Origin of the sequence: Flavobacterium sp. GSP27 (assembly GCF_003970395.1) — a bacterium.
Lineage (GTDB): Bacteria > Bacteroidota > Bacteroidia > Flavobacteriales > Flavobacteriaceae > Flavobacterium.
The window spans coordinates 13,173-29,384 of sequence record NZ_RYDP01000021.1 but is presented as its reverse complement, the minus strand read 5'-3'; the positions used below and the strand labels follow the sequence as shown (position 1 = coordinate 29,384).

At 35.1% G+C, this 16,212-nt stretch carries 12 protein-coding genes and 1 pseudogene; 2 read left to right on the top strand and 11 right to left on the bottom strand.

Features of this window, described 5'->3' with window-relative positions:
- Nucleotides 1-82: 82 nt before the first annotated feature.
- The 6 genes and pseudogenes from EKM05_RS14710 to truA all read right to left on the bottom strand — a co-directional run.
- Nucleotides 83-250 (bottom strand): annotated as a pseudogene (locus EKM05_RS14710) (helix-turn-helix domain-containing protein); the annotation flags it as partial.
- A 444-nt stretch (nucleotides 251-694) separates the two neighbouring features.
- Nucleotides 695-1,609, bottom strand: coding sequence for a cysteine synthase A (cysK, locus tag EKM05_RS13905; protein WP_126556240.1), 915 nt, complete (start codon nucleotides 1,607-1,609; stop codon nucleotides 695-697).
- Nucleotides 1,610-1,614: 5 nt separating this feature from the next.
- Nucleotides 1,615-2,451, bottom strand: a complete 837-nt coding sequence (locus tag EKM05_RS13900; protein WP_126556238.1) for a serine O-acetyltransferase — start codon at nucleotides 2,449-2,451, stop codon at nucleotides 1,615-1,617.
- A gap of 221 nt (nucleotides 2,452-2,672) precedes the next feature.
- Complete coding sequence (gene lpdA, locus EKM05_RS13895; RefSeq protein WP_126556235.1) at nucleotides 2,673-4,061, bottom strand: dihydrolipoyl dehydrogenase; 1,389 nt, start codon at nucleotides 4,059-4,061, stop codon at nucleotides 2,673-2,675.
- Between the two features lie 183 nt (nucleotides 4,062-4,244).
- Nucleotides 4,245-5,999, bottom strand: a complete 1,755-nt coding sequence (locus EKM05_RS13890) for an ABC transporter ATP-binding protein (RefSeq protein WP_126556232.1) — start codon at nucleotides 5,997-5,999, stop codon at nucleotides 4,245-4,247.
- 85 nt (nucleotides 6,000-6,084) lie between these two features.
- On the bottom strand, nucleotides 6,085-6,855 hold the full coding sequence (gene truA, locus EKM05_RS13885; protein ID WP_126556229.1) for a tRNA pseudouridine(38-40) synthase TruA: 771 nt from the start codon (nucleotides 6,853-6,855) through the stop codon (nucleotides 6,085-6,087).
- A gap of 321 nt (nucleotides 6,856-7,176) precedes the next feature.
- On the opposite strand from truA, the gene EKM05_RS13880 reads away from it, so the two are divergent.
- On the top strand, nucleotides 7,177-7,674 hold the full coding sequence (locus tag EKM05_RS13880) for a metallophosphoesterase (protein WP_126556226.1): 498 nt from the start codon (nucleotides 7,177-7,179) through the stop codon (nucleotides 7,672-7,674).
- Here the strand turns inward: EKM05_RS13880 and EKM05_RS13875 are convergent.
- The 3 genes from EKM05_RS13875 to EKM05_RS13865 form a co-directional block, all read right to left on the bottom strand.
- A complete protein-coding gene (locus tag EKM05_RS13875) occupies nucleotides 7,649-9,376 on the bottom strand; it encodes a tetratricopeptide repeat-containing sensor histidine kinase (protein WP_126556223.1) in 1,728 nt (575 codons plus the stop codon). The two genes, EKM05_RS13880 and EKM05_RS13875, sit on opposite strands and share 26 nt — an antisense overlap.
- A gap of 142 nt (nucleotides 9,377-9,518) precedes the next feature.
- Nucleotides 9,519-10,181 (bottom strand): response regulator transcription factor, encoded by a 663-nt coding sequence (locus EKM05_RS13870; protein WP_126460607.1) that lies wholly within the window; start codon nucleotides 10,179-10,181, stop codon nucleotides 9,519-9,521.
- A 141-nt stretch (nucleotides 10,182-10,322) separates the two neighbouring features.
- Entirely contained in the window at nucleotides 10,323-10,736 is a 414-nt protein-coding gene (locus EKM05_RS13865; protein ID WP_126460610.1) for a DUF4293 domain-containing protein, read from the bottom strand.
- 181 nt (nucleotides 10,737-10,917) lie between these two features.
- On the opposite strand from EKM05_RS13865, the gene rho reads away from it, so the two are divergent.
- Nucleotides 10,918-12,684, top strand: a complete 1,767-nt coding sequence (rho, locus tag EKM05_RS13860) for a transcription termination factor Rho (RefSeq protein WP_126460613.1) — start codon at nucleotides 10,918-10,920, stop codon at nucleotides 12,682-12,684.
- A 103-nt stretch (nucleotides 12,685-12,787) separates the two neighbouring features.
- On the opposite strand, the gene EKM05_RS13855 is transcribed toward rho, so the two are convergent.
- Together EKM05_RS13855 and EKM05_RS13850 are read right to left on the bottom strand one after the other, a co-directional pair.
- Complete coding sequence (locus EKM05_RS13855) at nucleotides 12,788-14,044, bottom strand: RsmB/NOP family class I SAM-dependent RNA methyltransferase (RefSeq protein ID WP_126460616.1); 1,257 nt, start codon at nucleotides 14,042-14,044, stop codon at nucleotides 12,788-12,790.
- Between the two features lie 141 nt (nucleotides 14,045-14,185).
- Nucleotides 14,186-16,147 (bottom strand): KUP/HAK/KT family potassium transporter, encoded by a 1,962-nt coding sequence (locus EKM05_RS13850; protein ID WP_126460620.1) that lies wholly within the window; start codon nucleotides 16,145-16,147, stop codon nucleotides 14,186-14,188.
- Nucleotides 16,148-16,212: the final 65 nt, after the last annotated feature.

Here is a 16,212-nt window from a genome sequence, read left to right as displayed (position 1 = left end):
TCAGTCTTTTATCCTATTTTATTGTTGCTTATTTAATTGGTTTTCAATGAAATATCTTTTTTGTCATGTACTAAAAAGTTAATTACAAATTCTTTTTTTTAATTGTCATATTAAAATTGATATTCGCTTTTAAGGCGCTAAACACTTTAAATATTGTTTCAATCGTTGGGCTATTGGTATTGCTTTCAAGTATAGAAATCTTTGCTTTTGAGACACTAGTAAGTTTCCCCAATTGTTCTTGAATTAAGTTTTGTTTTTGTCTGGTATTTTAATCATCCGTCCTAAATATCCGTACGAAGTTGATATTTATGTTTTTCTCTTTCTTCCGTTTAATGTTTTCTGATATATTTATCTTTTATTTTGTAGTTGTCAGGGCATTATCTTTTTTGGTCTATCTTCAAAATATTTTGCTAGCTCTTGCTATTTCGTTTCTGGGAACTTTTTCTGTTTTTTTACAAATTCTTGGGTTGCAAAAACTTACGTATTTTTATTGTCTGCTTTATCCCAAAAGCCAACTAAGTAAGTCGGAAGTTTAAACGGCATAAAGTCAAAAGGAGCATTATGCTAAACATTATTTTAAGATCAATCTGTTTGGACAATAGTTTTGCAACAAAGACACGCCCATAAAAATGAAAAGCCTAAAAAAACGGACTTGTTTTCACAAATCGGTTTGTATTTTAATGAAGATTTTTGTTTATACAAATAAGCCTTCGATGCTTAAATAATGTTCGCCAGTGTCGTAACAAAAGGTTAATATTTTAGCATTTTCTGGGATTTCTGGTAGTTTTTTTGCTACCGCTGCCAGAGATGCTCCAGAGGATATTCCTATGAACATGCCTTCTTCTTTTGCGGCTCTTTGGGTATAGGCAAATGCATCGTCTTTGCTTACTTGGATGGTTCCGTCCAGTAAATCAGTACGCAAGTTGATGGGTATGAATCCTGCTCCAATTCCCTGAATAGGGTGGGGAGCCGGGGTGCCACCGCTGATAACGGGAGAAGCATCAGGTTCAACTGCATATACTTTCAGGTTTGGGAAATGTTTTTTCAATATTTCGGCACAACCCGTGATGTGCCCTCCGGTTCCTACGCCTGTGATCAAATAATCCAGACCGTCAGGGAATGCTTTTATAATTTCCTGTGCGGTGGCTGTTTTATGAATTTCGATGTTGGCGGGATTTTCAAACTGAAGTGGTGACCAGGCATTAGGTATTTCGGTAACTAATTCCTGTGCTTTTTCCAGCGCGCCTTTCATCCCTTTTTCACGGGGCGTCAAGACAAATTCGGCACCATAAAGGCTCATGAGTCGGCGTCTTTCTATGGACATTGATTCAGGCATTACTAATATTAATTTATAGCCTTTTACGGCCGCAACCATCGCGAGTCCAATTCCTGTATTTCCGGAAGTGGCTTCAATGATAGTACCTCCGGCTTTTAATAATCCTTTGGTTTCGGCATCTTCAATCATGGCAAGAGCGATCCTGTCCTTGATACTGGCACCGGGATTGGCACGTTCTAATTTGATCCATACATTGTGATTGGCACCATATAAACGATTGATTCTTACATGTGGGGTGTTGCCTATTGTTTCGAGTATGTTATTGTATTTCATAATATTTATATAGAGAAAAAATTAATATCTTTTATTTCCTGCTGATTCAGAACCGTATTTTTATTGGATTGCATAACAAAGGAATACGGATTCATACTCTTGGTGATAAACGTGTTTCCGCCTACAATACTGTGGTTTCCTATGATGGTGCTGCCACCCAAAATAGTGGCATTTGCATAAATAATTACATGATCTTCTACGGTAGGATGGCGTTTTTTTTCCTGCATATTTTTCTCTACTTGCAATGCTCCCAAAGTGACTCCTTGATAAATGCTTACGTGTTTCCCTATGATTGTAGTCTCGCCAATGACAATTCCGGTACCGTGATCAATCATGAATGGAACATCAATTGTGGCACTGGGGTGAATGTCGATTCCGGTTTTGCTATGAGCATATTCGGTTAGAATTCGCGGCAGCAGACACGAGGTACGAGAAGCAATAGCGTTAGCAATACGGTAAACTTCTATAGCAAAAAAACCGGGATAGGAATTGATAATTTCCTGAATGCAATCAGCAGCGGGATCCGTATCCAGAATAGCTTGTGCATCTTTTTGCATCGAATCATAAAGTTTTGGAAGCGCGCGATAAAAAGATTCGGCATCATCTAGAATTTCATTGGCCGTTTTGTCTTTTACAATTTCCGATAGGATAGCAATAAAACAGGCTTTGTTTTGGTCCAAAAGCAATTCAATTTGGATCGTTTCTAAAGCTTTCTCCGGAAATAATATTTTGAACAAATCATCAATCCAATTGATGATTTTAGAGGAATCTATGGCTCTTACCCAACTTTTATTTTGGTTTTCATGCAGTGTATTCGAAAAACGGTTGGTTTCAGTATTCATTTATAATGGAATAAAATCAGAATTAAACGAGTAAAAATCCTCGAAATACAAATATAAAGCAGAATTGAATAGATTCATAACCCTGCTTTGTAAATAAATGTTAATATGTTAAATTCCCACAAAATAAGCGTTTGGTGTTGGAAATGATTTCATAAAAAAATCCGATTTGTATGAACAAATCGGATTAATAAATCTGAAATCAAAAATTGTTAATTTACAATCTATAAATGTATTACCTCACCATACGCATCAGCAACCGCTTCCATAACCGCTTCACTCATGGTTGGGTGTGGGTGAATTGATTTTAAAATTTCGTGTCCTGTAGTTTCCAGTTTACGCGCTACAACTGCCTCAGCAATCATATCGGTAACTCCGGCTCCAATCATGTGACATCCTAACCATTCTCCGTATTTAGCATCAAAAATTACTTTTACAAAACCATCTGGTGTACCGGAAGCTTTTGCTTTTCCGGAAGCTGAAAATGGGAATTTACCAATTTTTAATTCGTATCCTTTTTCTTTAGCTTGTTTTTCAGTCAAACCTACAGAAGCAATTTCAGGAGTGGCATAGGTACAGCCCGGTACGTTTCCGTAATCGATAGGTTCCACGTGTAATCCTGCAATTTTCTCCACACAATTGATTCCTTCGGCAGAAGCTACATGTGCTAGTGCTTGTCCTGGCGTAACATCACCAATAGCGTAATAACCCGGAATGTTAGTTTGGTTGTAAGCATTTACCAAAATTTTATCTTTGTCAGTAGCGATTCCTACTTCTTCTAATCCTATGTTTTCAATGTTTGTTTTGATTCCAACAGCCGAAAGTAAAATCTCAGCTTCTAACACTTCTTCTCCTTTTGCTGTTTTTACATACGCTTTAACACCTGCTCCAGTGGTATCAATTTTCTCAACAGAGGAACTGGTCATAATTTTGACACCTGCTTTTTTCATAGAACGCTCCATTTGTTTCGAAATGTCTTCGTCTTCAACAGGAACTACATTAGGCATAAATTCTACAATAGTTACCTCGGTTCCCATAGAGTTGTAGAAATGTGCAAACTCTACTCCAATCGCTCCAGAACCAACGATAATCATTGATTTTGGTTGTGTTGGTAATGTCATTGCTTGACGATATCCTATTACTTTTATACCATCTTGAGGCAAGTTTGGCAATTCACGAGAACGTGCTCCAGTAGCGATAATGATATGATCTGCACTGTATTCAGTAATTTTATTGTCTTTGTCCGTAACATCAATTTTTTTTCCTGGTTTTAGTTTTCCAAAGCCATCAATCACATCGATTTTATTTTTTTTCATCAAGAATTGAACCCCTTTGCTCATTCCGTCAGCTACGCTGCGACTGCGTTGTACAACAGCAGGGAAGTCTTTATCAAATGATGAAATAGTCAATCCGTAATCAGAAGCGTGTTTTAGATAATCAAAAACCTGAGCTGATTTCAGCAACGCTTTCGTCGGGATACAGCCCCAATTCAAGCACACACCACCTAAATTTTCTTTTTCGATTACGGCTACTTTAAAGCCTAATTGTGATGCTCTAATAGCTGTAACATAACCACCTGGACCACTTCCTAAAACTATAATATCGTATTTCATTTTTATGTGTTTTTCTTATTTAATTGATTGGGCGAATTTAAGGATTTATTCTGTTTTGAGAAAGTTTCAAAGTAATAAAGTAGCAAACTAACTAATTTTCAAGAAAACATCTTTGTTTTGAACAAATTGCAAAAGTGTAAATCGATCTTTGTTTTTGTAACTGCTATTCCTTTGCAGCAAAAACTAATTTGCTACCGAAAACTGAGAATCATACAAATTCTTGTAATACCCACTTTCGCGGTTGATTAATTCCTGATGCGTTCCTTGTTCTACAATCAGTCCTTTGTCCATTACCACAATTTTATCAGCATTGACAATCGTGGCCAAACGGTGCGCAATCACAATCGAAGTTCTGCCTTTAGTAATGGTTTCTGTAGCACGCTGAATCAATTCTTCAGAGTAGGTGTCAATCGATGAAGTAGCTTCATCCAGAATCAAAATACTTGGATTACTCACATACGCTCTCAAGAAAGCAATTAATTGACGCTGACCGGAAGAAAGCATAACGCCGCGTTCCTTCACGTCAAAATCATAATTATCCGGTAAGCTCATGATGAATTCATGGACGCCAATATTTTTGGCTGCAGCCAAAACCTGTTCCCGATTAATTTCAGGATTATTCAAGGTGATGTTGTTGAAAATAGTATCGGCAAAAAGGAAAACATCCTGCAATACTACTGCAATTTGTTTACGTAAGGAACCTAAAGTGTAATTCTCAATATTGTGATTATCGATGTAAATAGAGCCACTATTGATTTCGTAAAAACGATTCAGTAAGTTTATGATCGTAGATTTTCCGGCACCTGTAGACCCTACGATGGCAATCGTTTGACCGGCACTTACCTCCAGATCGATTCCTTTTATTACTTCTTCATCCGGAATATATCCAAAACGGACATTCTTGAATTCGATATCTCCTTTAAAAATTGGAGCTTCAATAATTCCGGTATCCTGAATTTGATCTTCGGTGTCTAAAATGTCAAAAACACGGTTTGCCGCAATCATTCCCAGTTGCATCTCGTTGAACTTATCAGCAATTTGGCGCAACGGGTTAAACAACATTCCAATGAACATTGTATAGGAAAATAAATCCCCAAAAGTGGTAAAATTATCTCCGTTCAAGATCTTGATGCCGCCATATAGTACAATAAAACCAAGGGTTAAGGACGAAATGATATCTGCAATAGGAAAAAATATGGAGTTATACAGAATGGTTTTTATCCACGCTTTTTTGTGCTTGTCATTGATATTTTTGAATTTGTTGTATTCGATTTTTTCACGATTAAAGAGTTGTACAATCTTCATTCCTGTCACACGTTCCTGAACAAACGAGTTCATGTTAGCGATTTGATTTCGCACTTCTTCAAAAGCGACTTGCATTTTACGCTGAAAAATTCGGGTAAAATAAACCAGAATGGGCATTGCAATAATTACGATCCAAGTCAGTTTCCAGTTCATGTAAAACATGAAAATCAGTACTACGAACATTTTCATCAAGTCACTGATAATCATAAACAAACCCTGACTGAAAATACGAGCAATGGATTCTATATCCGAAACCGAGCGTGTCACGAGCTGTCCTACGGGAACGTGATCAAAATATTTCATTCGGAAACTCAAAATGTGTTGAAACAGTTTTGTCCGAATGTCTTTTACAATATCCTGACCGAGCCAGTTTGCCCAATACACAAAGTAAAACTGCGAGAATACCTCCAGCAATAGTACAATTCCCATCAGGATCACATACAATAATAATCCCTGTTGGTCTTGGGTCGAAATGTAACCATCTACAGTTTGTTTCAATAAATACGGGCGCAATGCCGCAAATACTGATAGCGAAACGGCAAAAATAATCACTCCGTTAAAACGCCATTGATAGGGTTTGGTAAATTTTAATATTCGTTTGAATAATCTAGTATCAAATGCTTTTGCTTTCATGTTTTTTGGAGCTGTTTCCTGCTATTCGTTGCAATCTTTTATGTTTTTAAAGAAAAACATAAAAGGATTTTCACTACTATCAGGGCTATTGCGTAATGTAATCGTAATCTATTTTGGTTAAATACAAACCATGTGCCGGAACCGAAAAACCAGCTTTATCTCGGTTTTTACTTTCTATGATGGCAGTAAAATCAGCCAGTGTACTCTTGTGTAATCCTATATTTACTAATGTTCCCACAATGGAACGAACCATATTGCGTAAAAAACGGTTGGCAGAAATGGTAAAAATCAAATTGCCGTTTTCTTGTTTGTCTGCGCCCTGTTCAGCTGTGCCTCGAGTCCAATATGCTTCAAAAATAGTGCAGTCAAAGGTATTTACATCTGTGTTGACTTTTGAAAAACATTGAAAATCAGTGTGATTGAATAATAGTTGCGCCGCTTCATTCATCAAATCAATATCTAATTTTTGATGGAAATACCAACTTTGTTCTTGCAAAAAAACATCTTTGAATGTATTGATGTGATATTCATAGGTTCTTTTAGTGGCATCAAAACGAGTGTGCGCTTCATCGTGAACCGGTATAATGTCATAAATAACAATGTCTTTGGGCAAGTAGGAGTTGAGTTTGTGCAGTAAACTTGGAATATCAATTGGTGTTTCAAAATCAAAATGGGCATACATTTCTTTGGCGTGAACCCCGGTATCCGTTCTACCGGCGCCCATAAGATTGACGGTTGTGTTCAATAGCACCGAAAACGCTTTGTTCATCGTTTCCTGAACAGAGGCAGCATTGGGTTGGTATTGCCAGCCGTGATAATGGGTTCCGCTGTATGCTAATTTGATAAAATATCTCAAGTGAATTTTTTTGAAGCCACAAAGATACTTATTAATTTTTTTGCCACGAAGTTGCCAAGGTGCAAAGTTTGTTAAGTTTCGATTTGATTTTTTATTTGGAATTCGAATGTATATTTTTACCACAAAATCGTAGCCCAGATTACTTCACTAAACTTTTATTTTCATAGGAGTTCAGTGAATGTAAACATTTGCAGTGGGAATCCTTTATTGTTTTTTCTTTAAAAACAATAAAGATTGAAACGGATAGCTGGACACGAGCGAAGCGAACTGGCGAAGCAAATTGCTTCAGATTACTTCGTACCTAGTAATGACACTATAAATATGAAAAAAATACTTTTGCTTTCTGACACGCACAGTCATATTGATGATACCATTTTGAAATATGTTGCATTGGCTGACGAAGTTTGGCATGCGGGTGATATAGGCGATTTGGCCGTGACTGATGCGATACAAAAGCTGAAACCGTTGCGCTGCGTGTATGGAAATATTGATGATGCAACGGCGCGACTGGAATTTCCGTTACACAACCGTTTTATGTGTGAAGGCGTTGATGTTTGGATTACGCATATTGGTGGTTATCCGGGGAAATACAATCCCAATATTAAAGCGGAGTTGGAATCCAATCCGCCAAAATTATTTATTTGTGGACATTCTCACATTCTAAAAGTCATATTCGATAAAAAACATAATTTATTACACATGAATCCTGGTGCGGCAGGAAAAAGTGGTTTTCATCAGGTGCGAACGATGTTGCGTTTTGTGATTGAAGGAGACAAAATCAAAGATTTGGAAATTATTGAGATTGAAAAACGGGTCTGATTATTTTTTTTTGATAGGTGATGGGTACTATTATTTTTATGGTTGTACCGAAACCTATTTTGGAGTTTATGACAATAGTTCCTTTCAGATTATTGATTCGGGCTTTGATTTGGTTGATGCCAAAACCTTCAAGGATATGAAATTTACTAGAATCAAAACCTTGGCCATTATCCATAACATTGACATTCAGAAAATCATTATCTTCGTGAATGCTTAATTCTGAACGTGTTGCCTGACTATGTTTTATGGTATTGTTGAGGAGTTCCATAATTATGAAATAAATTTTAATTTCGAAATCTTCATCATAACGGGTTTTTCGATCTACGGAACTTGCGTATTCAAAGTACAGAATGGAATTGGAGTTTTTTTCACACAAATCGTCTAATGCATCAAATAATCCAAAACGGGCTAAAAGCGAAGGCATCAGTTCGTGGGATAAATCCCGTACTTGATCGTGTGCCTCTTCAAGAATAGCCTTAGTTTTTATGATTTCTTGTGCTGAATATTGATTTTTAGAGGTATACGCATGAAGATGTAGTCCTGCTGATGAAAGTAAAGCACTAATGTTATCATGCAAAAATGCCGCAATTTTTTTTCGTTCTAATTCTTGTCCGTTAATGGATGCGTTGATCATGTTTTCCTGAACTTTGCTTTGTAAGTCCTTTAGTTTGTTTTTTTGTTTTAGTTGTGTGTTTTGAGAATAGAAGTAAAAAAGGATGAAAAATAGCAGTAGAACAGCAATTAGTACAATCACAATTTTTTTATTTCTGGATTGTTCTTGCAGTAAAAAAAGTTGTTTTGTTTTATATTCTGTTTCGATCTTGTCGATTTCTCTTTTGTACTCATCAATTTCAAGGTTTATGCCAGCAACATTCGCTTTATTGTGTTTTTCTTGGTCGTTTAGTTCCTCAGTAATTGTATTATATCGGATTAAATTTTTATAGGCATTTTTATAATCATTGTTTTTCAATAAAAATTTAGAAAACTCTAGGTGGGAATATGATAAATCAGATTTTTCAGTTCCTTTAATTCCTTTTTCAATTGCTTTTTGGAAAAAATAATGGGCTTTTTTAGTGTTGTTTGTATGGCTATGATACATGCCGTTGAGCATATTTAAAGCTACAATTGTAGACTCGTCTCCATGTTTTTTGTGGTGTTTGTTGATGTAGTTTAAATAGGGAAGCCCTTCTTGATAGCGATCATTGTCGAAATAGGCCCACGTCAAATTGAGTTTTGTAAATATAATTTGTGCTGAATCTTTTGTTTTAGTGCTGTAATGCAGTGATTTTTTATAATAATAAATTCCTTTTTCATATTGTTTTTTATCAAAGCAATAGATATTTCCTAAATTATTGTTTAACCAATTTTTTAAAACATCATTATTAGTTTTATTAGCGTATTCCAGTCCTTTGTTGTAGTAGAAAAAAGCTTTGTCAGATTCCGATAATTGATCAAAATTAGCAGCAATGGTATTATAAGCTCTTGCTATCAGGTTGTTGTCCTTGATTTTGATTGCTTGGCTCAAAGCAAGTCTCGATTGTATTAAGGACTTCTCGTAATTACCAGCTTTCATATGCTGATTAGCTTCTTTTGCTAATGTTAGAGCTTCCTTTTTTGGAGTTTCTTTCTTTTGAGCACAAACAAAACTACCAGTGAGGTTCAATAGTAAAACTAAGACTATAGCAATTTGTTTCTGAGGCATAAATAATTGAATAGATTGGTTATTTCTGGTTTTTTAAATCCGCCTTATTTTTCAAAATAAACTGACTTTAAATCAGGATTAAATTGGTTGGTTTTCTTTTTTTTAATAAAAAAAACAGCATTTAAGTTTCATCTAAATCCATTCAGGATTTGATTAATTTATTTTTAAGGGCATATTTCACTAGGCTTATAGAGTTTTTTGCGCTGAGTTTTTTCATTATGTTTTTGCGATGGGTCTCTACGGTATTAACACTAATAAATAATTGATCACTGATTTCTTTGCCGCTATATTCTAATGAAATCAGGATTATGATTTCCAGTTCTCTTTCGGTTAAAAGTGAATTTGGACTTGGGACTTGTTTGTTTAGTTTTGGATTGTCTTTAGTTACGGTACTGAATATTTTTTCTCTAACAGATTTACTAAAATATTCTTCACCATTAGTAACCGCTAGAATGGCTTCAACTATATTTTCTCCGGCACATTTCTTAGTTAAGTAACTGCTGCAGCCTAACTTCATGACCTCTTTTATTATTCGTAAGTCATCATAACTGGACAAAATGATAATCTTACATGGAAATCCTTTTTTAGCAAATTCTTTGAGGACCTCAATGCCGTCTTTTTCCGGCATGTTAATGTCTAAAATAAGAATGTCCGCTTTATTATTAGTGACTTCCTCATAAATATTAGTGCCGTTTAAGGAATATCCCACTACTTCAAATGTAGGGATTGTGTGTAATAAAGTTCTAATTCCATCAATAAGAATTTGATGGTCATCAGCAAGATGAATCCGTATTTTTTCTGCCATGTTGTAATTATCAGATCCAAATTTATAAAAAATATTCAGCTAAATTTTAAATTATAAGGTTTTTATTGCATTGCAGATATAAAAAAACCCGAATTGTTACATTCGGGTTTCCTTCGCACTAATAAACTAAAATTTATAGGTTTACCTCAATCTGTCCACAGATTTTACAAGATCCTCATCCTTTTTGATTGCTTTATTGGCCAAAACCAATAATACGATAGCAGCTACAGGAAGAAACATCCCAATACCTTTCTCCGAAACAGCAGGTGTTTCTCCAGATAGATTTAGTGAACGATATACAAACAATCCTAATAAAATCAAATTTAATATGATATTCAATCTGCCAATAACAAACTGATTTTGTCTTTTTTTATAGGAAACAATACTAAATAAAGTCAACGTAGTACTCAATCCCAATAGTATAGTATACACTTGACTTTGCATAAAATAAAATGCCTTACCGGTATCCATTGTCCATAATGGAATAAAAAACAGTAAAATACCTGTTACTACAAATACGAGTAGTAAATAAATGGTTTGAATTCTTTGTATCATTTGTTAAATATCTACCACAAAAATATATTTTCTTTTTTATAAATACTATTGTATCATTAAATTTTATTCGTAATATTGCATCATAATACCGTAAGCACTTCATACTGCGGTTGATTCATTTTAATGTTTACTACCTATCTTTTACATTATTTTCAAAATTAATTAAACTCCTAGAACATTCATGTTTAATATTTCTGCATTAAAAGAAATGAAGCTTTCTGAGCTTCAAGAAATAGCTAAATCAGCTAAAACCATAAAATTTAACGGTGTAAAAAAAGAGACTTTAATCAGTCAGATTTTAGCGCATCAAGAGGCTAACGTTGATTTAACATTAGAGACAAAAACCAATAGTAATCTGGAAGAGGATAAACCAAAAAGAACCAGAATACTGCCTGTAAAAAAAGTTGCTATTCAAAAAACGATGAAAAATTCATTTTTTGAAACCGAAGAAAATTTGACAGCATCTTCTGTTTCCGTTGAAGACCATTCTGTTGAAATATTGCCAGTTGACAAAGACGACGATTCCTCTTCTGTTCAGGAACTTGAATCCGGAGCTAAAAAAATAGGAAAGGTGATTAAGTTTAATAAGTCAGCGTACGAGAAAAAAATTGCTTTAAAAAAGGATAAGGAAGAAGGAAAAGAAACAGCAAAAGAGACTGATACAGTTGTAGATATAACTACACAAGAGAAGGAAGAAGTTTCAGCTCCGGTTAAAAAAATAAATCCAAACCAATTACACAAACAAAATCCTAATCCAAGTCAAAATGGAAATGGGAATCAAAATCCAAACTTCAAAAACAAAAAAAATAATTTTGCTGCTTCTGATTTTGAATTTGATGGAATTATAGAAAGCGAAGGTGTGCTGGAAATGATGCCGGACGGCTATGGTTTCTTGCGTTCTTCGGATTACAACTATTTAGCGTCGCCGGATGATATTTATTTGTCGACTTCTCAAATCAGATTGTTCGGTCTTAAAACCGGAGATACTGTAAAAGGTGTAGTTCGCCCACCAAAAGAAGGAGAGAAATTTTTTCCATTAGTTCGGGTTTTAAAAATAAATGGACACGATCCTCAAGTGGTTCGCGACAGAGTTTCATTCGAACATTTAACGCCTGTTTTTCCATCAGAAAAATTCAAATTGGCAGAAAAACAAAGTACGATTTCAACACGAATTATCGATCTGTTTTCACCAATAGGAAAAGGACAACGCGGAATGATTGTGGCGCAGCCAAAAACAGGTAAAACCATGTTGTTGAAGGAAATTGCCAATGCTATTGCGGCCAATCATCCTGAAGTATATTTGATTGTTTTATTGATCGATGAACGCCCGGAAGAGGTTACGGATATGCAACGTAGTGTGCGTGGTGAAGTAATTGCTTCTACTTTTGACAGAGAACCACAAGAGCATGTTAAAATTGCGAATATCGTTCTTGAGAAAGCAAAAAGATTGGTTGAATGTGGTCACGATGTAGTGATTCTATTGGATTCCATTACACGTTTGGCCAGAGCGTATAATACGGTTCAGCCTGCTTCAGGTAAGGTGTTAAGTGGTGGTGTGGATGCAAATGCATTGCAAAAACCAAAACGTTTCTTTGGAGCTGCCCGTAATGTAGAAAATGGGGGTTCGTTGAGTATCATTGCTACTGCATTGACTGAAACCGGCTCGAAAATGGACGAAGTTATTTTTGAAGAATTTAAAGGTACTGGTAATATGGAATTGCAATTAGATAGAAAAATTGCTAATAAACGTATTTTCCCAGCTATCGATTTGACTTCTTCTAGTACAAGACGTGACGATATGTTATTAGATCAAAAAACATTGCAAAGAATGTGGATCATGAGAAAATACCTTTCGGATATGAACCCAGTAGAGGCGATGGATTTTATCAATGATCGTTTCAAGAAAACCAAGAATAATGAAGAGTTTTTAATCTCAATGAATGATTAGGGATATTAAAAGAGAATAGAATAAACAAAACAGATAACACATAAAAAAATCCTCGATTTATTCGAGGATTTTTTTTTGAATTCTAGAATCTTAAATCTAGATACTATATTATTTCTTTTTGTACTCTTTTTTCTTTCTGTTCTGAGCTTTCTTTACGTTCTAATAAAGCCATATAAAATCCATCAAAACCTGACTCTGAAGCCAATATTTTTTGGTCTTTAATAAAATTGAATTGTTTTCCAATGTCAGTTGTCAGGAAACGAGCAATTTGATCTTGATTTTCGGAGGGTAGTATAGAACAAGTAGCATACACTAATTTTCCGCCGGGTTTTACAATTTTAGAATAGCTTTCTAAAACTTCCGATTGTACCTTACGGATGTTGTCGATGAATTCCGGTTTCAATTTCCATTTAGCGTCCGGATTTCTTTTCAGAACGCCTAAACCACTACAGGGTGCGTCAATCAAAACACGGTCTGCTTTTTCGTGTAATTTTTTGATGATTTTTGTAGAGTCAATAATTCGGTATTCAATATTGAAAGCGCCGTCTCTTTTGGCTCTGATTTTTAATTGCTTTAATTTGCTTTCATACAAATCCATAGCAATTAATTGTCCTTTATTTTCCATCAAAGAAGCAATGTGCAACGTTTTCCCACCAGCACCTGCGCAGGTATCCACAATACGCATTCCTGGTTTTACATCAAGAAAAGCAGCCACTAATTGGGAGTTGGCATCCTGAACTTCAAAGAAACCTTGTTTGAAAGCATCAGTCAAGAAAACATTGGCTCTTTCTTTTAAAACCAAAGCATCTGGTTGATTTTTTAACGTTTCTGTTTCAATGTTTAAATCCATCAAAATAGCACGCAGCGCTTCTTTGGTTGTCTTTAGCGTATTTACCCTTAAGATTACTTTAGCAGGCTGGTTTTGAGCTGTAATTTCAGTTGCCCAAACTTTTTCGCCTAGTTCCTTAACTCCTAATTCGTCCATCCAGTCCGGAATAGATTCTTTTAAAGCTCTCACTTTTGAAAGTTCGTCAAAACGTCCTTTTATTTTTCGTTCTGGAGTGCCTTCCAGCTGGCGCCAATCCGGAATAGGATAACCTCTTAATACAGCCCAAACAGAAAACATTCTCCAAAGATTGTCTCTGTCAAAGGGCTCTTTTACTTCGGCTATTTCTGCGTATAATCTTTTCCAACGCACAATTTCGTAGATGGTTTCGGCAACAAACTTTCTATCAGAACTTCCCCAACGTTTGTCTTTTTTTAAAGATCGGGCAACTACTTTATCCGCATATTCTCCTTCGTTAAAAATGGCGTTCAAAGCGTCTATTGTTGTGTAAACTAAATTTCTGTGTAATCTCATTTTAAATAATTGAGGTGCAAAGGTACTATTAATTGATTGAATGTTATATTTTAAATAATGAATGTTGTTTTTAAATTTTTCGACATAAAAAAACACTGTATTATTACAGTGTTTCTTGGAGGATTAAAAAAACAGAAAGAATTATTTTACTCTTGTCAGTCCAATGTTCTCAGGAGCATGGAGCACCATTGGAAATTGTTCCACTTTTACGGAACTGCTATCCAAACCAAAGGCTCTTTCTTCAGATAAACTTAATTTTTTAATGAAGAAATAGGAGTTCATAATTATTTTTTCGTGCCAACGTAAATCACTGTCATTGGAAAGGAATTTTTCGGATAATACAAATTTGAAATCACCTATGATATTATTTTTATTCAAAGATTCGTAGCGGCTGGTTATATCTACTTCTCCTTTTTGCACCATATCCCGGATTACCTCTCTAAACATCAGATTTATTTTTGTAGGTTCTCTAAAACCAAGATTAAAGTCTACACGATACAAATCATCTTTGACAATTTCAGTTACTTTATATTCGGTTTTATAAGGTTCAGTCAATATATTCACGTGAACAAACCAATAAATATCAGCTCTTTTGGGTCTTTTTTGTAAGATGGAATACATTACTTTTTCTTCGATCTCGTCAATTCTACCGGCATTAGTCATATATACTAAATGTGTTGCGTATTTAGGAATGGATAAATCAGCACTTAACTCCACTAGTACTTTTTTGTAGTCCTCAATTTTAACAATTTTGGTGTAACTTTTGTTAATTTTTTTGGCCAGGTACCAAATAGTCATTATACCTATTAAAGTGATTGCTATAAAAAGCGTTACATAGCCACCTTCAGCAAACTTCGTAACATTAGCTGCGAGGAAACTAAATTCGATTATTAGATAAATAGTAATCAATGGAACTATAAAATATAATTTCACTCTTTTCATTATCAGGTAAAAATTCAGTAAAATAGTGGTCATTATCATACACAAAATGATCGCCAGTCCATAAGCATGCTCCATATTACTGGATTCTTCAAAGTGGAGTACAATTCCAACGCAACCAATAAATAATAACCAGTTTGTAGACGGAATGTATAATTGTCCTTTTAATTCTGTAGGATATTTTATTTTTACTTTTGGCCAAAAATTCAATCGCATTGCTTCATTTATCAATGTAAATGACCCGCTGATTAAGGCTTGTGAGGCAATAACAGCTGCTAGAGTAGCAATTATAATTCCTATAGGCTGAAACCAGTCCGGCATGATGAGATAGAATGGGTTTCCATTTTTTCCTCCTAAAGTTTGTAATGTCTCTCCTTCGTGGCGAATTAAATAGGCGGCTTGTCCAAAATAATTCAACACTAATGCAGTTTTTACGAAAATCCAGCTAATTCGGATGTTTTTTCGTCCGCAATGTCCCATGTCTGAGTATAATGCTTCAGCTCCTGTTGTACACAGAAATACAAAACCTAAAACAAAAAAACCTTCTGGATGGATGGTCAATAAATGATAGGCGTAGTAAGGATTGATTGCTTTTAAAACTTCGGTGTGTTGTGAAATTTGTGCGATTCCAAGTATCGCTAGCATCCCAAACCAAATAAGCATCATTGGAGCAAAAAATTTACCGACTAACTTGGTGCCGAATTGCTGGATAGAAAAAAGTACAAAAAGAATACTTATTACAATTGGAATGGTATTGATTTCTGGATAGTACGTTCTTATTCCTTCAACTGCTGAAGATACGGAGATGGGTGGCGTTATGATTCCGTCAGCTAATAAAGCACTTCCTCCGATTATAGCCGGGACAATCAACCACTGAATTTTTGTTTTTTTGACCAAAGCATATAAAGCAAAAATTCCGCCTTCGCCATGATTATCAGCGCTTAACGTGATTAGTACGTATTTGATTGTGGTTTGCAGTGTAAGGGTCCAAAAAACACACGATATTCCACCTAAGACAATATCCGAATTAATAATGTGGGTGCCAAGTATGGCTTTCATTACATACAATGGTGAAGTTCCTATGTCACCGTAAATTATTCCTAATGAAATTAATAAACCTCCTAATGTCCATTTACTGTGCAGGTCTTTGTGCGATACGCTCATGTGTAATTTTTAAAAAACTTTTCAAATTTACACTTTTAAAATAAATTAGCGCTTTTTATCCGATA